Here is a 19,670-nt window from a genome sequence, read left to right on the forward strand (position 1 = left end):
TACAATTTTAAATTACTTTCACCACATCTGGTTCAGTTGACAAATAAACCAGACGGCCTTCCACCTCGTGAAAGCCCATTTCCCGGTATAAATTGGTAAAGTACCTCAACGAATCCGTTGGGCTCTTCACCAATGAAGGGGCATCACTCAACTCCGATACGACTGGCACCGACTCATACTGAACCAGTACGATATGCCCATCCGGATAATGCACAACCCGATGCGGGGCGCCATGCACTCGTTTATTGCTCAGTATGCTCCGATCCGTATCGATCCGTAGCGACGAATCAAAAAGAGAGGACAGGGCGGGATGCGTTACAATAGTTAGCAGACTTTGTTTTAATTCCGCCCTTTCGGCCTGGCGAACAAGGCCCTCACTCACTAGTTGGCGCAACACAAGGTCGATGCTGTCGGGACCTTTTATCAGGCTCAGGGCTGCACAGAGTTTTCGGTCCCGCTCGCGCGTGCGTTCAAACGTGGCGACATCGAACATACGGTCGGCCTGTCGGCGCAGTTGCATATCCTGACCCCGATGGCCGCTCACGATGTCTTCCAGAACAATCTCATCCAATGGCCCCTCTTCTTTCTGATGCGAAAACGAGTCGGCACACAGGCTGATCTGGTAACTCAATTGCCCCTCCTGCCAGGCGCAGCCGCAGTTTCGGGCCACCTCACTATCCCTCAGGAACGCATGCAGCCAGTGGCTGATGGTGTTTTGTTGCCCTTTGGTGAACTCTTTCGCTTCACTGATTATATAGAGCCGGTCTGTTGGTCGGGTAAAGGCCACATAGAGCAGGTTCATGTTTTCCAGAAACGTACGGGTGAATTCTTCTTCATACTGATCGGCAATAACCTTGGGCGTACCCCTCAGTTTACTGGTCGTATGGGCCGGAGCCGACAACAGCCGAGTCAACTGACCCGCCCCGTTTTCGTGAGAAAGCGCATCGGTTCGAATCGCTGACAGGTCGAGCCAGATCGTGCTATCGTTGATCGGTTCCACTTTCCAGTTGGCAAATGGAATGATAACTACCGGAAATTCGAGCCCCTTTGATCGGTGAACGGTCTGGATACTGACGGCATTCCGGGCGTTTCCTTCCACCGAAATCTTTTGCCTGACGCCTTCCCAGTATAACAGAAAATCGCTAAGGTGACCACTGCGTTTATGGTTGAACGCCAGCACCTCATCCAGAAAACGGAACAGAAAGGGGTTATGCTCAGCCTGGTTGAATAGGCCGAATTGGGCGGTCAATCGCTCGGCCAGTTCGTACGGGTTAAGTTGACCCATCACGTAGGGGTCCAGCGGATACCCTTCGTCGGCGAGGTACGCGTAGGTGGCGTCGATATCGCTTTCGGCAATGGCACTTAGTTTCTCCGTCAGCACATCATCCGGAAAAATACCCTGCACCACCCGATGAAACAGGTAGAGAAGTTCGTATCGAAGGAGCTTCTGATCAGGTCGTTGCAGGAGTTGCATCAGCGTCACCAGCCATTTGACGGGATCAGAGAATTCCAGCGAAAGGGAGTCTGCCGATACCAGCGGAATTCGCCGGGCATTCAGCTCATTGGCGAGTACTTTAGCGTGGGATTTTTTCCGACACAAAATGGCAATGTCCCCAAATTTATATCCGTCAGCCAGCGCTTTGTCCAGATGCTCCATGGTTTTTCCGAGCATCTGTGCAGTAATATCTTTATCGGCCTCGGCATCTTTAGCCACAAAGTCGATCTGAACGTGACCGGCAACGTGCGCATTCGGCTGGGCCTTCTGGTGAAATTGCTTTTCGGGATCGAATACCTCCGCTAATTTCGGATGCTGGCTTTCGAACTTACGAGCGGTGAACTCAAAGAAGTCATTATTAAACCGGACAATCGGCTCCGCACTTCGCCAGTTGGTATCGAGCAAGGCTTCCTGCAAATGACCATCCAGCATATCAATACGATCGGCCGTCCAGGAGCCGGGATTATGCGCCTGTTTGAGCGTATCGAGGTCTTTCCGATGCAGAGCAACGATCTGGTCCATATCGCCCCCCCGGAACCGGTAAATAGCCTGCTTCCCATCGCCAACGGCCAGGTTGAAGTGATCACCCCCAAGGGCGTTTTCGATCAGGGGCAACAGGTTGGCAAACTGAAGCCGAGACGTATCCTGAAATTCATCGATCAGGATGTGGTTGTATTTGGTACCCAGCCGCTCATACAGAAACGGAACGGGTTCAGACGCGACAATATTTAGAATTTTTTTGTTGAATTCGGAAATGTGCACCCGGCCATCTTTCCGCAGTAACTCATCGAATTCAACCCGCATTTGTTTCAGCAAGGCCAGTTTCTGCAAATGAGGCAACAGGCAATCGAACAGGGTGACCTGCAAGCCACGTTCATCACGGACGCTCAGAATTTGGGTAATACAGTCACTCAACTCGCTGGCCATCCCGTCGATCAGACCCTGAACGGGTAAGGGTGTTTTTTTGGTATACCAGTCGCCGTTGTTTAGGGCATTGTGCACTCGGGTTCCCGCTTCGCGCTGGGCGTTGCCTTCAGCAATGGCTTTGAAAAAACCGCCCACTCCGCTGGCGCCGTAGCTAAAATCTTTCTCGTCCAGGCCCGCGTCGGTTATCCGTTTCCAGGCTCGCTGCCCATGCGCAACGACCTCGGTCTCAACCTGTTGATTATGGGTAAGCAATTGGGTCCGAATGACGCGCAAAGCACCTGGCGACAGTTCCTGAGCCGCGTTAACAGCCTCGTAGAATTGGTCAGACGTAAGGTTGCGGCCAAACTCCTTGAGCAGTTCGGGAAGTTGGTTCCAGCTTTTACCTTCGGCAGCCGTATTGGTGTAGTACTCGCTCAAAATGGTGGTAATCTCCTCCATCTCATCAGTGCCCGCTTTTTCAATCAGGTTGTCGATGGCCATTTCGAGCACTTCGTCCGTTTCCAGTTCTACTTCAAAGGAGTAAGGCAGGCCCAGCTCGTCGGTAAACGCCATGACAATACGCTGGGTGAAGGAGTCGATGGTGGTTACGCTGAAATCGGCGTAGCGGTGCAGAATGGTTCGAAAAACGCCGGACGCTTTTTTTCGTAACTCTAGTTTAGCCAGATCGAACGAATCCGTTCCGGGTTGTACCCCATGCAGCTCAACCACCAGTTCCGTCAACAAAGGAGATTCTTTCGTTCCGGCGATACCGGACAGATTTTCCAGAATCCGGTTTTTCATCTCGTTGGCGGCTGCGTTGGTAAACGTTACGGCCAGAATACGCCGAAAATAGCCATCCTCCACATCTGGCCGCAAGGCCAGTTTGAGGTACTCTTTTGTGAGCGTGTATGTCTTCCCCGACCCAGCCGAAGAGCTATAAATTTTAAACATGGATGTTTTGAGGAGTCAGTATTAGGCGTGAGGAGGTAGGACCGGCATAACTTTTTACTGACTCATCCGCCCTCCTACCTCCTCACGCCTAATACTGACTCTTAACTCCTTTAAAAATTATACCGCAGTCCAATACCCGTGTTCAGGCTCAGGAAAAACGGGGATTGTAAAAGTTCAACGTAAGCACCCGTTTCCAGAAAGATAGAATACGGTTTGTTAACCGGAAAAAACTCCAGGCCACCAATACCGGAACCACCCAGCGAGAGTGTTTTCTGGTATTCACCATTGAGCCGGAGCGGATAAGTCCGGCGGTTGTTGATCTGCCCGCCAAATCCGTAATACGCACGAATGCTCTCGCTCTTGGTTACAGCCGTATGCCAGAGGTAATGCCCCTGAACGGTCAGCCCAACGCTTTTATAATCGCCGGGGCCATAACTGCGTTTGGTACCGTACAGACCACCGTAGGTACCAATGTTGAGGTCAAAGGCGCGGTTGTTGCCAAAATATTTACGAACGTTTATGCCGGATGGCTCTCCAAGCCGAAAACCCACCGACCAGTTGTTATACTGCGCTTGCGCACCATTCGATGTTATTAACCAGCCCAGCAAGGCCAGTGACGTAATCATTACGGATCTTTTCATAAATAAATGGAGGAAATAACCTTTGACGCCCTCGTTCTGTCGAAGTAACCAACTGAGATAGCTAAGGTCAGGCATTCGAAACAAGTTCCGGCCTGGTGGCATCCTCACCCGTTCCGAGTGGCAAATCGGTCGGTAAGGGCGCCTGGGGCATCTGCCGAAGCACCGCGATCAGGCTTTCATTTTCCTCGGACGTACCCACTGAAATTCGCAGGCAACCGTCGCATAATTTCACCTTCGACCGATCCCGAACAATGACCTGCTGGTCGATCAGGTAGGCAAATGTAGCGTTGGCATCGGTGAACTGCACCAGCAGAAAATTGGCATCGGACGGGTGGATAACCTGTACTATCGGCAGCGACCGAAGTTTTTCCGCTAATTGCTGCCGTTCGGCCATGATTTGAGCAACCATCCTGTTCTTTGCCTCCTCATTCGTCAACGCGTCCAGCGCGAGGGCCTGCGTTGGGGCAGAGATGTTATAGGGCGGCTTTATTTTATTCAAAACGGCGATCAATTCGTCCGACGCAAAGCACATGCCGAGCCGGAGAGCCGCCAGCCCCCAGGCTTTCGAAAAGGTTTGCAGAACGACCAGGTTGGGATAGTTATCCAGTTCACTCGTCCAGGACGGCGTACTGGCAAAATCAATGTACGCTTCATCGACAATGACCAGCGACTGATCAGCCGCCTTCAGGATTGTCCAGATGGCATCAGCCTGCAACAAATTGCCCGACGGGTTATTGGGTGAACAAAGCCAGATAAGCTTAGTGTGATTCGTTATAGCAGCCAATACGGCCTGGGTATCTACCTGAAAATCGGGGGTTAGCGGGACTTTGGTGATGTTGACATCGTTGACGGCTGCCGACACTTCGTACATGCCATAAGTAGGCGGCATGATTAAAATAGAGTCCTGACTGCCTGGGGTACAGGTTGCCCGAACCAGCAGGTCAATGGGTTCGTCGGACCCGTTTCCCAGAAAAATCTGCGCCGGCCGAACGCCTTTTATGGGGGCCAGCCGATGTTTAATGGCTCCCTGATGCGGGTCGGGATAGCGGTTATAATCACCCTGGGTCGTCGTTGAACCCAGCGGATTTTCATTGGCATCCAGAAATATACCTTCTTTACCCGTATACTCATCACGAGCTGAGGAGTAAGGCGTCAGGCTCAGAATGTGCGGGCGGAGGAGATTGGTAAGACTAAACATGGGAACAACAGTACGTTCAATTGACTAAGTTGACGGTTTACGGCAAGGCGGCTTCGGCCAGTTGGCGATTAACCCATATAAACCCTGAACCACAAATATACCGCCTTCCACCAGACCTAACCAGTTTCGCGGGTAAACAAGCACGGTTTGCGCGAATAATCTGGCTTTATGGACACCGTTATGAGTTAGTAGCGGGTGTTGGCCGCCACTGAAAGGATCGTTCATCAAGGGCGCGCATGGTGCACAGAACGCCGTTCAGGTGGTCGTATTCATGCTGAATTAACTCCGACATAGCCCAGTCCGTAACGTTCCAGGATTGCGGTTGCCAATGTTCATCCCGGTAGTTCATGGTCAGTTGCCGATGCCGTCGAACTCGCACCAGCAAATTCGGAAAGCTCATGCAATCGTCCCAAAGTTCATCGGTTTCGGTACTGACCGACACAAATTCGGGGTTCAGAATAACCGTAGGACGATCTACATTGAGGTAGATCAGCCGTTTCATGATTCCGAGTTGGGGAGCCGCGATTCCCCGGCCAAACTGGTATTTCACCCGGATCTCTTCCATGACATTGTGCAGGTCGGCTACCCAGCCCGGCACCAGCGGCAATTCCGATTCCAGAACGGGCGCGCAGGATTCGTATAAGCGAGGGTCACCCAGTAGCAGTAGGTCGGCGAGGTGCTTCATGTGAGCGTCTGTTTTGGAGATTGGGTATGAACAGAATTAATCACTGAGAACGGGGAGGATCAAACGCTAGCGCGTTTTCAGGTATGGGTTTATTGACTACTGCCTGGTAGGTAATACTCGTTTTCCATTTTGATTTAGACATCGAATGTCCTTCATCAACCCGTAGCAGTAAAAACGTCTGTTGATCAACCCAAAGAAAAGCCACCCTGTTTTTCCAGAAAATCCCGGTAAGGCGATAGCACGGCCTATTGCCCTGGACATCCTTACCAATCAGCTTAACATTTTTGAGCGAATCAATACTCCAGCCAGCCCCAATCGACTGAGACAATAATAGTCCCGGAATTTTTCGTGATGCCGTCCCCGATACTCCGGTAGCCACCCCCAGGGCCTCGATTAATGGCATTCTTTGATCGCCCGACTTATTTATTGTCCACCATAAATGGCCATCGTTTTTTCGGCTCCATATCACCATTTCCTCATGTACATTGGCAGCTGTTGCTTTTTCTGTTTTGTACCAAAACCTAAACGCATCTATTTGTCGGTTGTAGGCTGTCGTAAAATTCCGAACCGTTAAAAACGTAGGTGTTTTCTGATTAAGGTCATAAAAGAATGTTTGAACACGGCCCTTATCCTGATACGTATTCGCATTGGCATAAACATGGAGCATTTGATCGAAGATCTTCTTTGCTGAGGTAGGTTGGCTTTTTACCGGGCAGATGGTCAGGAGAACCAGGCAGGCGGCTATCCTCCAACGTACAACTAGAGATTTTCTCTGGTTACTCATGTGTATATACCGTTCTGCGTTCACCTAAAGATAGTTTCCAGCGTTTCCACTATTATTCTAACCTCCTCATCTGTATTGAAATAGTGGGGTGAAATCCGGAGTGCTTCGGTTTTCATGCCTTTTCGATCATAATCCAGAATGGCCGCCCCGTGTGTGCTAATGGACGTATTGATCCGCTTTTCTGCCAAGGCAGTTTTCAGTTCAGTGGCCGATTTTCGATCACTGATCAGCGTAATGAGGCTGGCTAATCGGTCGCCTTCGTCCAGCAGACGAACGCCCGGCAATTGAGCTAATGCCGAACGGAGTGTTGCGCAAAGGGCAGCGTTTCGCTCAGCAATTTCTGCAATGCCCACTTTTATCGCGTAGCGATAGGCTTCGGCAGCGCCCAGCACCAGCGCATGGGGAAACTCCCAATCCTCGAACCGTTTGGCCGTTGGTTCCAGCCGATATGTATACGCCGACTCCCACGAAGCCCCATGAAGATCAATAAACAGGGGTGCCATGTTAGCCGCCAGAACTTTGCTGGAAACGAACAGAAAACCCATCCCGCGTGGCCCTCGCAGAAACTTCCGGCAGGTAGCAGTCAAAAAATCGCACTGAATCGCCTGTACATCTACCGGCAACTGCCCCACCGATTGACAGGCATCTACCAGATAAAGCACATCATATTCGCGGCAGAACTGGCCAATTGCTTCGACCGGCTGAACCAGCCCCGAGTTGGTTGGCACGTGGGTAACGGCTACCAGCCGGGGCCGTAACGACTTGATTTTTTCGGCCATGTCATCCACTGAAACGCCCGTAGCCGGGTCGTTGGCCGCCCGAACGACCTTCACGCCAAACCGCTTCTGCAACGATAGAAACGCGATCTGGTTGGAAACGTAGTCGTTGGTCGTCGTCAGGATTACGTCGTCCCGCTGAAACGGGATAGACGATAGCGCACGGGCGTAGGCATCGGTGGCATTGGCAGCAGCAGCAATATGGTCGGCGGTGGTATTGAGCAGATCAGCCGTGGACTGGTAAAAATCCTGAATGGCTGTTTTCCGAAGTTCTGCGGCTTCATACCCACCAATTTGGGCCTCGAGCGTAATGTGAGCCGTAATGGCATCGATCACTGGCTGGGGCATCAACGATGCTCCAGCGTTATTAAAATGTATGACGTGCTGAACGCCGGGCGTGTCGGCGCGTAACGTAGTGAGATCAAGCATAGGTAGCGCAAAAGAAACTAGAGAACCGACGCCAGCGAAATGACTTCCAGGCCAGAAATATCATCAAAATCAGCCGTATTATTAGTCAGGATTGGTAGCTTGTAAAGCAGGCCGGTAGCGGCAATGATCGAATCGCCGAGTGAGCGTTTGCGTTGCTGACGCAGTCGAATGGCTTCAGTAACTATACTGTCAGTGATTGGTACAATCTCAACACTAGCTAAATAGGCTTCAAATGTTAGCTTATCTTTTAGTGTAAGGCGACTAAAACCCAATACCTCAAGCGTAGAAATAAGCGAAACACGAACACTGTTCTGATTCGTCTGGAGATATCTAGCCAACGATACGTATTCAGGTTGAGCCGAGTAAATAATAATATTACTGTCTAGAATCATTCTTCACGACCATCCAGTACGCGATCCCAACTGCGAATCTCTCGTTGCCATTCAGATGGATCGCCAAATGATTCGCCTGCCCCACCCGATTGAATAATTTTTTCCAACACCTCCGCTAAAGTTAACTTAGGTGGTGTTGACTTCTTCTCCACCAATCGCCCATTCAATCGAGGCAACAACTGCATCAGCAAAGCTTCATCTTCGGGCGTATCTACTTCGATCACTAACTGGCTCATGATTTCTTTGACCGTTTAGTCAGCAAGATAACAAACTCAAACGGGATTTACTTCCGTCAGGCTCGCTAATCGCAGGCTCACCGCCCGTTTGTGGGCATCGAGCGATTCGGCTTCGGCCATTGCTTCAACGACCGGACCCAGTGCTTGTAGACCTTCCGGGCTGATGTGCTGGATGGTAATTTTCTTGACGAAGCTATCCAGCGAAACGCCACTGTAGGCGCGGGCAAATCCGTTGGTCGGTAACGTATGGTTCGTTCCAGACGCATAATCACCCGCCGATTCAGGGGTGTAGTTGCCCAGGAAAATTGACCCCGCATTGATGATCTTCTCCGCGACGGCTTCGGCATTTTCAACGCTAAGAATCAGGTGTTCAGCGGCATAGGCATTCAATAAGTCAATAGCATCGGCCTCCGTATCGACCAGAATAGCCTTGCTGTTTTCCAGCGCTTTTTCAGCCAGCTCCCGGCGCGGCAGTTTACTCAACTGGGTTGGCAGGGCCAGGTTGACCATCGATACGAGCTTTTTACTGGTCGACACCAGCAACACCTGGCTGTCGGCACCGTGTTCGGCCTGCGAAAGCAGATCGGAAGCCACAAAAGCCGGTATGGCTGAATCATCCGCGTAGACAGCCACTTCACTGGGCCCGGCGGGCATGTCGATGGCCATCCCCTCTTTGGCTACCAGCATTTTTGCCGACGTAACATACTGGTTACCTGGACCGAAGATCTTGTAAACCTGGGGTACAGATGCCGTTCCGTAAGCCATGGCCGCAATGGCCTGCGCCCCGCCAATGCGAAAAACCTTCGTGATGCCTACGAGTTTGGCCGCAAAATAAATGGCCGGGTGATTGCTGGGCGTACACAAGACAACTTCCCGGCAGCCAGCCAGTTGGGCCGGAATCCCCAGCATCAAAACGGTACTGAAAAGCGGAGCCGTACCGCCGGGTATGTACAAACCCACTTTTTCAATGCCGACGCTTTTGCGCCAGCACACCACGCCCGGCATGGTTTCAACTTTCTCGATCGGCTGTTTTTGCCGCTCGTGAAAAAGCCGGATATTCTGGTATGCCTGACCAATGGCGACTTTCAACTCGTCACTCAGTTGGCTTTCGGCCGCGTCGAGTTCGGCCTGAGGCACTTCAAGCCCACCCTCCGACAAATCAACTTTATCAAACTTCTGGGCCAACTCGATCAAAGCCGCGTCGCCCCCGGCACGAACCTGGGCTAAAATTGGTGCTACGGCCGCTTCAATCTGCTGCGTTGACTGCACCGGCCGAGCCAGGAGCGCGGGCCATTCGGCACGGTCGGGAAATGGGATGATGTTCATGAATGCGGTTCGTAAATGATGAATGATGAATGATTTCCCAACGGCTCTTATTCATCACTTATCATTCATCATTTATCATTTTTTAGTAGATCATTTTTTCAATTGGGATAACCAGAATTCCTTCGGCACCAGCGGCCCGAATGGCTTCGATATTTTCCCAGAATTCGTTTTCATTCAGTACAGAATGTACAGAACTCCAGCCTTCGGTGGCCAGTGGCGTTACGGTCGGGCTTTTCATACCGGGCAGCAGCGACGTGATCTGGTCCAGCGCATGGTTGGGTGCGTTCAGTACAATGTATTTGTTATTTTTAGCCGCCTGTACCGACTTGATCCGAAACAGCAGTTTATCGACCAGAGCTTGTTTGTCAGCGTCGAGTTCAGGTCGGGCAATGAGAATCGCTTCGGACCGAAAAATCGTTTCAACTTCTTTTAAGCCATTGCTTAACAGCGTACTACCCGAACTGACAATATCACAAACGGCTTCGGCCAGCCCGATGCTGGGCGCAATTTCAACGGATCCGCTAATTTCGTGTATCTCGGCTTGAACGCCCTGTCCTGCCAAATAATGACCCAGCAAATTTGGGTACGACGTGGCAATATTTTTACCGTGCAAATCCTGAATTCCCGTCCAGTCGGTACCGCGGGGAATAGCGATGGACAGGCGGCATTTCGAGAAGCCCAGTTTATGAACCGTTATTACGGGTCGCCCTGTTTCAACAGCTACGTTTTCCCCAACAATACCTAAGTCAGCGACACCATCTTCCACATAGCCGGGAATATCATCGTCGCGGAGGAATAAAAACTCAGCCGGAAAATTCGAGGAAACAGACTTGAGTTTGCCCGTACCGTAGTCGAAACGGATGCCACATTCTTTAAAAAGTTGATACGAATCTTCGCTCAACCGACCGGATTTTTGCAGCGCAATGCGTAATACAGATGACATTCAGAAAGGTATGATAGTGGATGTACGATGCAGTTCATACACCCCGTAATTGATTGATTTTAGCGTAAAACCAGCAGCCGTTCCGCATAGTCCAACTATACTTTAGTCAATCAGGGGGCAAAAGTACGTGAAAAAGAGGACAGTCAATTGGTTTGATGATTCCGCTGTTCAGCGTTTCAACGGGCCAGTGTCGACGCGCGGGCTTAGCAGCCGTGATGATAGCGACGATGTCGGAAGGGAGAATGAGTGGCCTGCTGGGAAATCATGGCACAAAGGTAAACGACAGCGAATAAAATCACAGCATATTGTGCAAAGATTGCCGATTTACCTAGGCGTTGGGGCGCTCAAATTTCAGCAACAGGCTTCCCCAATCAAGTATCAATAGCTGCTGAGTGATATCAACTATTTTAGCATTTGCGGGTATTTGAGGGGCTGTGATGGGAATACATTTTGGCTCTCCGAACACAAACGTAATCTTCCCTTCTTTGGCGGTATACCGTTCGGGCTTATTACACCAACCACCCTAGAAGAGTATGCTTTCTCCAGTAGAAAATAGTCCATGGTCCCAAAAAATGACGTTTGTCGCTGGACTTGAATCGGTACGATGCCAGTCTTTTTCAGAAACTGATTTTGAGCCAACGAGCTCCCAGACGCCTAACAACAGATTGGCTTGCGGATCTTTAGGCTGACATGAATTAAGTACAAGAAGTGCAAGTAACAGAATAAGTTTAGTCGATCTCATTGCATTTAAATCAGGGAGCAATAATAATGATTTCAGCCTGATTGGCAAACTACCCAATAAGGCGGCTGAAATCTTATCGGTTAAAGCGGAACTCCGTATCTTTGTCCTATGCTTCTGGAACAAAAACAACAAACGATACCAATGAATACAGTTGCCACGGACTCCCTCCATAAGACCGCCGTTGACTCGGCCGCCGTGGATTCGGCCGCCGTGGACTCGGCTCTGCCCGTCATGGAAGCGTTTTACACCATTCAGGGTGAGGGCGCTCATACGGGGCGAGCCGCTTATTTTATCCGGCTTGGTGGCTGTGATGTAGGCTGCCACTGGTGCGACGTAAAAGAATCCTGGGATGCCAGTATCCATCCGAAACTGACCATCGATAGCCTTGTCGCGGGTGCGTTGCAGTACCCCGGCCGAATGGCGGTCATTACGGGGGGTGAGCCGCTCATGCACGACCTGACCGACCTCACGGCTTCGCTGCAAATGGCTGGCTTTCGGACAAATATAGAAACGTCGGGCGTGTGCCAGGCGGTTACGGGTTCGTGGGACTGGATTTGTTTCTCGCCCAAGAAATTCAAAAAGCCCAATCCGGCTATTTATGCCAGAGCCGACGAGTTGAAAGTGATCATTTATAATCAGTCGGATTTCGCGTTTGCCGAGTCGTTCGTACCGCATCTTCGCCCTGAATGCAAACTCTTTTTGCAATCCGAATGGAGTCGTTCCAATGAAATGCTACCTCGCATCGTTGAGTACGTAAAAGATCACCCGCAATGGCAAATCTCGTTGCAGACACACAAGTATCTGGATATTCCATAAGGAAAATAGTCGGAAAGAGGAACGGAATCGATGGCGTTCGTTTGTGCACTCGCCTTTCTGGCCTCTTGTTACTTCTTCTTTCCGCCTTCTCCTCCTTTTCCCAGAACCCCAAGGCGAAGGAGCTTTATGCCCAGTCCATTAAACTGTTTGGGGAACGGAAAGCGAATGAGGCTATTCCGTTTATGGAACAGGCTATCAAGCAGGACCCCACATATTCTGACGCCTACATTAAGCTGGGCCAGTTGTATGAGTTCACCAGACAGTTCGACCCAGCCCTGAATGCCTACCGGGCAGCCGTTCGGATTCAACCGGATAGCCCGGCTTCCGGCGCGGCCTATCAGGCCCTGAGCAATACGTTGCTTCGGTTGGGGCGCTACAGTGAAGTCATTCCTTATCTGGAAAAATACCAAACTCAGTTTGCCCCTCAATCGGCTCAGGGAAAACGCGTTGCCCGGCAACTTGAGACTGCCCGCTTTGGGCTGGACGCTACCCAACACCCTCAGGCCGTTGACCCAAAACCACTGTCGGCTGTACTGCAAACGACGCCTTCCCAGTATTTTCCGGTCCTGACGGCCGATGAACAGACATTGGTGTTTACAGCCCTGAAACCCGAAGGTGATGAAGATTTGATGACCGCTACCTTCAATGGCGAAACATGGACGCCCCCGGTATCGCTGGCGTCGAACATCAATACACCTGAAAATGAGGGCACGGCCAGCCTTTCGGCCGATGGTCGTACGCTGGTGTTTACGGCTTGCCAGGGACGAAAAGGCTACGGCAGTTGTGATCTATACGTGAGTCATAAAACGGGTAACGACTGGTCTAACCCGGAAAATCTGGGACCCGCCATCAACACCCATTTCTACGAATCACAGCCTGCCCTATCGGCCGACGGTCGCCAGCTTTACTTTATTTCGGACCGGCCGGGCGGCAAAGGGCGTCGGGACATCTGGCGCAGTGACCTTGGTACTGATGGAAACTGGGCCGAACCGGTAAACCTTGGCGAACCGATCAACACCCCGGCCAACGAGGCCTCTCCTTTCCTGCACGCCAATGGGCAAAGCCTATTTTTTGCCTCGGAAGGCCATGTAGGTTTGGGTGGCTATGACCTGTTTGTGACAGATCGCGGTGCATCGGGCTGGTCGGCCCCCAGCAATTTAGGGTATCCGATCAATACGGCCGAAGACCAGGCGTCCTTATTCGTAGCCGCCAATGGCACACGAGCCTATTACTCCTTTGAAGAACAAAAAGACGGGGTGTCGCAAAAATCCCGGCTATACACCTTTGACCTTCCCGAATCATTACGGGATCGGATACGCTCGGTAAGCTTTCTGAAAGGCACGGTAGCCGATGCCAAAACAAAGAAGCCTCTGGCAGCCACGGTTGAGCTAATCGACTTGAAAACAAACCAGGTTGTGTCGCGGGTCGACGCCGACGCGCAAACAGGGCAATATACGGCCGTGCTGCCAAGTGGAGGTGAATATGCCCTTTATGTAAGCGTCCCCGGTTATCTCTTCAAGAGTCTGTCGTTCGATTTTACTCAGAAAACCAAGGGCGAAGGATTGTCCTTAAGCGTGCCCCTGGAACCGGTTATCAGTGGATCGTCGGCGAATGAGACGTTGAATAATTTATTCTTCGACTATGGCCGTTATGATCTGGCCGACAAATCCCTGACAGAGCTCAACCGGCTGGTGGTGTTTATGCAAACAAATCCGGCCGTCAACATTGAAATTTCAGGACATACCGACGATAAGGGCGATGCAGCCGCTAACCTGATCCTTTCGCAAAAGCGGGCGCAGGCGGTGGTAGCTTACCTGACTAAGGCGGGTATTCAGCCGGGCCGTATCAAAGCCGTTGGTTATGGGAAAACCAAACCCTTTGTGCCAAATACATCCGACGAAAACAGACGCTTGAACCGCCGGATCGATTGGAGAACCTTGTAGTAATGAATGATGAATGATAGGTGATAAATGATTTGACAGCCCTTTAGCCTTATTCATCATCTATCATTCATCATTCACCACACATCCTATATCTTACTTCTCTTTGCTTTCCGCGGGATTTTTTTCAATTTTGTGTATGTTGTCAGAATACCCTCCAGTTTTAAGGGGTTATTTTTCTTATTTCCAGACGACTTCGCTCCCATTGTAATGACATCCGAACACGTAAAGTGCTTGATAATAGGTTCCGGCCCTGCCGGTTATACAGCCGCCATTTATGCTTCACGGGCCAATATGCAACCTGTTTTATACCAGGGTGGTCAGCCCGGCGGCCAACTGACCATCACCAACGAAGTCGATAACTTTCCGGGTTATCCAGATGGCGTACAAGGCCCTCAGATGATGCAGGACCTTGAAAATCAGGCCCGTCGGTTCGGAACAGACATTCGATACGGCCTGGTGACCAAAGTCATTTTCTCGGATCAGCCAGGTTTAGGAACGCCCCACCGCGCTATCGTTGACGATAAACATGAGATTACGGCCGACGCGGTCATCATTTCGACGGGTGCATCGGCCAAATGGCTTGGTCTCCCTTCCGAGATGCGGCTAAACGGCCGGGGCGTATCGGCCTGTGCAGTTTGTGATGGGTTCTTTTTCCGCGGACAGGACGTTGCCATCGTTGGTGCCGGCGACACAGCGGCCGAAGAAGCCAGCTATTTGGCCAATCTTTGCCGGAAAGTATATATGCTGGTTCGTCGGGATGAAATGCGGGCTTCTCATTTCATGCAGAAACGGGTTCAGACCGCTCACAACATCGAAATTCTGTACAACACATCGACCGAGGAAGTTCTTGGCGACGATGATGTAACGGGTGTTCGGGTGAAGAACAGTGCCACGGGCGAAGAGCGTATTTTGGACGTGACCGGCTTCTTTGTCGCAATCGGCCACAAACCAAATACCGACATTTTTAAAGAATACCTTGACCTCGATGACAGTGGGTACATCCTGACCGAAAAAGGAAGTACCCGTACCAGTGTACCCGGTGTATTTGCCTGCGGAGATGCTCAAGATAACATCTATCGTCAGGCAATCACGGCTGCCGGGACCGGCTGTATGGCTGCCCTCGACGCTGAACGGTATCTGGTTACGCTGGAAATGCAGGGAGAAGAAATTGTTCAATAATAAAATTTAAGGGGTTTGTGGTTTGTGGTTTACGGTTGGCTGACGCAAAGGCAAGCAGGCGTCAGCCAACCACAAACCATAAACCACAAACCCCTCTATATACGATGAGAGAAACCGTTACACGATGGCTGCTGGCCATTGGGTGCTTGTGTTTGACCGTAACGGCACAGGCCCAGGAACGCGGGCGATTTAAAAACAACCTGCGTATTACTCCCAAAACGGGAAAAAACCCAAATTTTCCGGTCGTCGAACAGCCGCAAAAAGCGGACGACCAATTTGAACAGGAAACAACTCAACTGCGCTTCAATAACCAGTTTGAGCCGAAAAAAGAATTAAACCCGGTTGTCAGCGAAGATACCAGCCGGATCGATCAGGGTGAAACCAGTGTTGTTGAAGTCATTGACTCAGTCCTGGTTGGTACGGAATGGGTTAAAATTGCCGACTACTACGCCGTTTGGGACTCTCACACCATCGATCCCTACAACATTAATCCACTGGAGTTCGATGAAGCCGTCGATATCAAGCTCTATGATCCGCCAGCCAACCGGTTCTGGTCAGCGCCCTTGAACGAAGGCAAAATGACGTCAAACTTCGGCTACCGTTGGGGCCGCTGGCATACCGGAACCGACCTTGATCTGGATACCGGTGATCCTGTTTACGCAGCTTTCGATGGCATCGTGCGCGTGGTCGGCTGGGATGGCAATGGTTACGGACGTTACGTGCTGGTCCGGCATTATAACGGACTGGAAACGCTCTACGGACACATGTCCAAGCAAACCGTTGAACCAGGTCAGCTCATCAAAGCGGGTGACCAGCTTGGTTTGGGCGGCAGCACAGGCCGGAGTTCCGGGCCACACCTTCACTTCGAGACGCGCTACGAGGGTAATCCGTTCAGCCCCCTGAACATCTACTCCTTTCCGGAAAATACGATCAACTCCGATCATTTTCTGCTGACGGGTTCCGTTTGGGATTACCTCCGCGGGGGACGGTCGTCATCGTCGTCGGAGAGCAGTTCGAGACCGCGCTTTAAACGGACCGTATTGCACCGCGTTCGGTCGGGCGAAACCCTCAGTTCCATCGCCGATCGGTATGGCATGTCGGTGTCGACGTTAAAACGCAAGAACCATATTTCAGGCTCGCGGCTTCGGCCCGGGCAGAAGATACGGGTACATTAAGCGAGGGCTCATTGAACGGTGTTCCATACAGCATATGTCCGAAGTATGAGGTATGGAACATCAGTCAATGAGCCCTCGTTTTTACCTGCCCTAAGCTCCCCTCCTACGAATTCGGCATGAAACGATTTATTTGTGCGCTTGGCCTGCTGTCTGTTCTGAGTTGTACAGATAAAGAAAAATCGACAGATCAGGAAAAACCCAGCACCGCTGCTACACAGAAATCCGGAAATTCAGCCAGCAGCCGCTCAAATGAGCCTTCATCACCGAAGTCTGAGTCAAAAAACAGCCCGGCTGTAGGCACGGCAACCTGGACGTATGAAAAGAAAGCAGGTAAGGACGGGAATACCGTTTATAAAGCAGTCCTGGCGTCGCCGACTGTGCTGAACTTCGATTTTCCCTATACGGGCGGATCGACCGCTACCTTGACCCTTCGCCACAAGAATAGTCTTGCGTATGTTTATCTGGAAGTATCTAAAGGGCAGTTTAACCGAAGCTTTCAGGGCGGAAACGCCAGCATTCGGTTCGATGGTAAAGCGCCCGTTCGGTACTCACTCTCCGCAGCCGAAAATGGCCGGGCTAACATCGTTTTTTTTGATTCTCCGGAGAAATTGATTAGCCAGATAAAAGCAGCGGGTAAAATGGTTGTGGATGTCGAGTTCGATGGCCAGGGCAAACGACACATCGAGTTCACGACGCGCGGCCTAAGCTGGAATCATTGAGTTATCCAGAGCGCAGACTTGTTGCCAGGCCCGACGAACCAATGCCGAAACCACAAGGTTATCCATCTTCAGGATAGACCATGACCTTTTCCGAGAAATTATACCGCTGTGGATCAGACGCTTTTATTACTTACTCCGCCCTTTACGCAACTGAACACGCCCTACCCGGCCACGGCTTACCTGAAAGGGTTTCTGCAAACCAAAGGGATCAGGTCGTATCAGGCAGATTTAGGAATCGAAGTCATCCTGGATCTGTTCTCAGCAAAGGGATTGGCGTCGATGTTTGCCGAACTGGAAGCCGCCGACGCCGAACTGACCGATAATAGCTACCGAATTTGCCGCCTGCAAAACGACTACATCAGCACCATCGACCCGGTCATTCGCTTTTTGCAGAACAAAAATCCGACGCTTGCTCATAGCATCTGCGATCGTACCTATCTGCCCGAGGCTTCGCGGTTTGCCCAGTTGGAAGAACTGGACTGGGCATTTGGGACAATGGGTATTCACGATAAAGCCCGGCACCTGGCTACCCTTTATCTGGAAGATCTGAGCGACCTAATTCTGGAGGCAGTCGATCCACATTTCGGATTCAGCCGGTATGCCGAACGCCTGGGACGCTCAGCCACGCATTTCGATGAACTACACGAAGCCTTACAGGCACCGGACACCCGAATATCGGCCAGTTTAGTTGGCTTGCTGGAACAGAAAATTCAGCAGTGGCAGCCCGACGTTGTTTGTCTGACCGTACCGTTTCCGGGTAATTTGTATGGTGCCCTCATCTGCGGAAAATACCTAAAGCAACATCACCCGGCCATCAAGGTCGTTATGGGCGGAGGTTATGCCAATACCGAACTACGTTCATTAAAGGAACCCCGCGTCTTCGATTATGTCGATTTTATCTGCCTGGATGATGGTGAAGCGCCCCTGTTATCTCTGCTGGAACACCTGTCGGGTCAGCGGGAACTGGGGCAATTGAAGCGCGTCTACGCCCGAACCAATGGCGTAGTTACGTATTACAATGGTGCCCGCGAAAAAGATATTCCTCAACGCGAAACGGGCACACCCAATTACCGCGACTTACCGTTGCTCGATTACCTGTCTGTCATTGAAGTCGTCAACCCCATGCACCGGCTCTGGAGCGACGGACGATGGAACAAACTTACGCTGGCTCATGGCTGTTACTGGGGCAAGTGCTCGTTTTGTGATGTGACGTTGGATTATATCAAACGCTACGAACCCGTTACGGCTTCGCTCCTATGCGACCGGATTGAAGAAATCATCGAGCAGACGGGTCAAAATGGTTTTCACTTTGTCGACGAAGCCGCCCCACCGGCCCTCATGCGGGATTTGGCACTGGAAATCGTCCGCCGAAAACTAACCGTAACCTGGTGGACAAACATCCGGTTCGAGTCCAGCTTCAGCCCGGATTTATGTATTTTATTAAAAGCTTCGGGCTGTATTGCGGTGTCGGGTGGGTTGGAAGTTGCCTCCGACCGATTGCTGGAGCGTATGAAAAAAGGGGTAACCGTGGCCCAGGTGGCCCGCGTTACCGATGCGTTCACGCAGGCGGGCATTATGGTGCATGCGTATCTAATGTACGGATTTCCGACGCAGACGATGCAGGAAACCATCGACTCGCTGGAAATGGTCCGTCAGTTGTTTATGAATGGTATTGTCCAGTCGGGCTTCTGGCATCGCTTTGCCATGACGGCCCACAGTCCGGTTGGCGTCGACCCAGCGGCTTTCGATGTCATGCGCCTGAGTCCAGCCGTTGCGACGGACCGTTTCGACGTTTTCGCGGATAACGATCTGGAACACAGTGACCCAATGGGCGCCGACCACGACTTATTTGCGGAGGGATTACGAAAATCGCTGTTCAATTACATGCACGATGTAGGCTTCGATTTACCGCTTCAGAAATGGTTCGCGTTCAAGGTGCCTGTCACCTCCATCCCACCCCGCTACATCGAGAAAGCCATTAGCCAGAATCCAGATAAAAACCCGCGCCCAAACGCCTTTGTCATCTGGCCGGGCCACCTGCCCAGCCTGGAAATCTTCGAACTTCAGCAGGGTCGGAACATAGTGGAGATGGCGGAACTGGAGTTTTACAGCAAACAGGGCCAGTGGCTGCTCGAAGCGCCAGTCCCCGTAGGTCAATGGTTAATGGATTCGCTGCCTAAGTTACTCATCGGCCCGCATGAACCGTGTTCACTGGCGGAGTTGAAAGCCAGCTTTGACAGTGTCGGGCTTGGCAACTTCGATACGTTTACCCAATCAACGGTTTGGCAAAAACTTCGGGAGCACGGTTTATTGATTGTGTAACAACCCACTATT

The 19,670-nt window shown here is 51.3% G+C and carries 16 protein-coding genes; 6 read left to right on the forward strand and 10 right to left on the reverse strand.

The window, feature by feature from the left end:
* Positions 1-7 precede the first annotated feature (7 nt).
* The 10 genes from ACYVAM_RS01060 to hisG form a co-directional block, all read right to left on the reverse strand.
* Positions 8-3,352 (reverse strand): UvrD-helicase domain-containing protein, encoded by a 3,345-nt coding sequence (locus ACYVAM_RS01060; RefSeq protein WP_461063042.1) that lies wholly within the window; start codon positions 3,350-3,352, stop codon positions 8-10.
* Positions 3,353-3,462: 110 nt separating this feature from the next.
* On the reverse strand, positions 3,463-3,993 hold the full coding sequence (locus ACYVAM_RS01065) for a hypothetical protein (protein WP_461063044.1): 531 nt from the start codon (positions 3,991-3,993) through the stop codon (positions 3,463-3,465).
* A gap of 67 nt (positions 3,994-4,060) precedes the next feature.
* Positions 4,061-5,191, reverse strand: coding sequence for a histidinol-phosphate transaminase (gene hisC, locus ACYVAM_RS01070; protein ID WP_461063046.1), 1,131 nt, complete (start codon positions 5,189-5,191; stop codon positions 4,061-4,063).
* Positions 5,192-5,369: 178 nt separating this feature from the next.
* A complete protein-coding gene (locus ACYVAM_RS01075) occupies positions 5,370-5,876 on the reverse strand; it encodes a peptide deformylase (protein ID WP_461063048.1) in 507 nt (168 codons plus the stop codon).
* Between the two features lie 40 nt (positions 5,877-5,916).
* On the reverse strand, positions 5,917-6,543 hold the full coding sequence (locus ACYVAM_RS01080) for a LolA-like protein (protein WP_461063050.1): 627 nt from the start codon (positions 6,541-6,543) through the stop codon (positions 5,917-5,919).
* Positions 6,544-6,680: 137 nt separating this feature from the next.
* Complete coding sequence (locus ACYVAM_RS01085; RefSeq protein ID WP_461063052.1) at positions 6,681-7,865, reverse strand: aminotransferase class V-fold PLP-dependent enzyme; 1,185 nt, start codon at positions 7,863-7,865, stop codon at positions 6,681-6,683.
* 17 nt (positions 7,866-7,882) lie between these two features.
* Positions 7,883-8,203 (reverse strand): type II toxin-antitoxin system VapC family toxin, encoded by a 321-nt coding sequence (locus ACYVAM_RS01090; protein WP_461063054.1) that lies wholly within the window; start codon positions 8,201-8,203, stop codon positions 7,883-7,885.
* Between the two features lie 50 nt (positions 8,204-8,253).
* The gene (locus tag ACYVAM_RS01095; protein WP_461063056.1) at positions 8,254-8,493 is read right to left on the reverse strand and encodes a hypothetical protein; all 240 of its coding nucleotides are present in this window, start codon (positions 8,491-8,493) and stop codon (positions 8,254-8,256) included.
* Between the two features lie 36 nt (positions 8,494-8,529).
* On the reverse strand, positions 8,530-9,819 hold the full coding sequence (hisD, locus tag ACYVAM_RS01100) for a histidinol dehydrogenase (RefSeq protein WP_461063058.1): 1,290 nt from the start codon (positions 9,817-9,819) through the stop codon (positions 8,530-8,532).
* Between the two features lie 82 nt (positions 9,820-9,901).
* The gene (hisG, locus tag ACYVAM_RS01105) at positions 9,902-10,762 is read right to left on the reverse strand and encodes an ATP phosphoribosyltransferase (RefSeq protein WP_461063060.1); all 861 of its coding nucleotides are present in this window, start codon (positions 10,760-10,762) and stop codon (positions 9,902-9,904) included.
* 973 nt (positions 10,763-11,735) lie between these two features.
* Between hisG and ACYVAM_RS01110 the strand changes: the two genes are divergently transcribed.
* From ACYVAM_RS01110 to ACYVAM_RS01135, 6 genes are all read left to right on the forward strand, one after another.
* Positions 11,736-12,320, forward strand: coding sequence for a 7-carboxy-7-deazaguanine synthase QueE (locus ACYVAM_RS01110; protein ID WP_461064196.1), 585 nt, complete (start codon positions 11,736-11,738; stop codon positions 12,318-12,320).
* Entirely contained in the window at positions 12,275-14,263 is a 1,989-nt protein-coding gene (locus ACYVAM_RS01115) for an OmpA family protein (RefSeq protein ID WP_461063062.1), read from the forward strand. The genes ACYVAM_RS01110 and ACYVAM_RS01115 overlap by 46 nt, the downstream gene beginning before the upstream one ends.
* A gap of 207 nt (positions 14,264-14,470) precedes the next feature.
* Positions 14,471-15,442: a thioredoxin-disulfide reductase gene (gene trxB, locus ACYVAM_RS01120; RefSeq protein ID WP_461063064.1), complete on the forward strand. Its 972-nt coding sequence runs from the start codon at positions 14,471-14,473 to the stop codon at positions 15,440-15,442.
* Positions 15,443-15,546: 104 nt separating this feature from the next.
* The gene (locus ACYVAM_RS01125; protein ID WP_461063066.1) at positions 15,547-16,617 is read left to right on the forward strand and encodes a peptidoglycan DD-metalloendopeptidase family protein; all 1,071 of its coding nucleotides are present in this window, start codon (positions 15,547-15,549) and stop codon (positions 16,615-16,617) included.
* Positions 16,618-16,733: 116 nt separating this feature from the next.
* The gene (locus ACYVAM_RS01130; protein WP_461063068.1) at positions 16,734-17,336 is read left to right on the forward strand and encodes a hypothetical protein; all 603 of its coding nucleotides are present in this window, start codon (positions 16,734-16,736) and stop codon (positions 17,334-17,336) included.
* A gap of 108 nt (positions 17,337-17,444) precedes the next feature.
* A complete protein-coding gene (locus tag ACYVAM_RS01135; RefSeq protein ID WP_461063070.1) occupies positions 17,445-19,658 on the forward strand; it encodes a B12-binding domain-containing radical SAM protein in 2,214 nt (737 codons plus the stop codon).
* Positions 19,659-19,670 lie beyond the last annotated feature (12 nt).

This window comes from Spirosoma horti (assembly GCF_054776595.1).

Excerpts from the sequence above, each read along its gene's own strand:
- ACYVAM_RS01060 (WP_461063042.1), bottom strand. The coding sequence starts at position 3,352 with ATGTTTAAAATTTATAGCTCTTCGGCTGGGTCGGGGAAGACATACACG.
- ACYVAM_RS01065 (WP_461063044.1), bottom strand. The coding sequence starts at position 3,993 with ATGAAAAGATCCGTAATGATTACGTCACTGGCCTTGCTGGGCTGGTTA.
- hisC (WP_461063046.1), bottom strand. The coding sequence starts at position 5,191 with ATGTTTAGTCTTACCAATCTCCTCCGCCCGCACATTCTGAGCCTGACG.
- ACYVAM_RS01075 (WP_461063048.1), bottom strand. The coding sequence starts at position 5,876 with ATGAAGCACCTCGCCGACCTACTGCTACTGGGTGACCCTCGCTTATAC.
- ACYVAM_RS01080 (WP_461063050.1), bottom strand. The coding sequence starts at position 6,543 with ATGCTCCATGTTTATGCCAATGCGAATACGTATCAGGATAAGGGCCGT.
- ACYVAM_RS01085 (WP_461063052.1), bottom strand. The coding sequence starts at position 7,865 with ATGCTTGATCTCACTACGTTACGCGCCGACACGCCCGGCGTTCAGCAC.
- ACYVAM_RS01095 (WP_461063056.1), bottom strand. The coding sequence starts at position 8,493 with ATGAGCCAGTTAGTGATCGAAGTAGATACGCCCGAAGATGAAGCTTTG.
- hisD (WP_461063058.1), bottom strand. The coding sequence starts at position 9,819 with ATGAACATCATCCCATTTCCCGACCGTGCCGAATGGCCCGCGCTCCTG.
- hisG (WP_461063060.1), bottom strand. The coding sequence starts at position 10,762 with ATGTCATCTGTATTACGCATTGCGCTGCAAAAATCCGGTCGGTTGAGC.
- ACYVAM_RS01110 (WP_461064196.1), top strand. The coding sequence starts at position 11,736 with ATGGAAGCGTTTTACACCATTCAGGGTGAGGGCGCTCATACGGGGCGA.
- ACYVAM_RS01115 (WP_461063062.1), top strand. The coding sequence starts at position 12,275 with ATGGCAAATCTCGTTGCAGACACACAAGTATCTGGATATTCCATAAGG.
- trxB (WP_461063064.1), top strand. The coding sequence starts at position 14,471 with ATGACATCCGAACACGTAAAGTGCTTGATAATAGGTTCCGGCCCTGCC.
- ACYVAM_RS01125 (WP_461063066.1), top strand. The coding sequence starts at position 15,547 with ATGAGAGAAACCGTTACACGATGGCTGCTGGCCATTGGGTGCTTGTGT.
- ACYVAM_RS01130 (WP_461063068.1), top strand. The coding sequence starts at position 16,734 with ATGAAACGATTTATTTGTGCGCTTGGCCTGCTGTCTGTTCTGAGTTGT.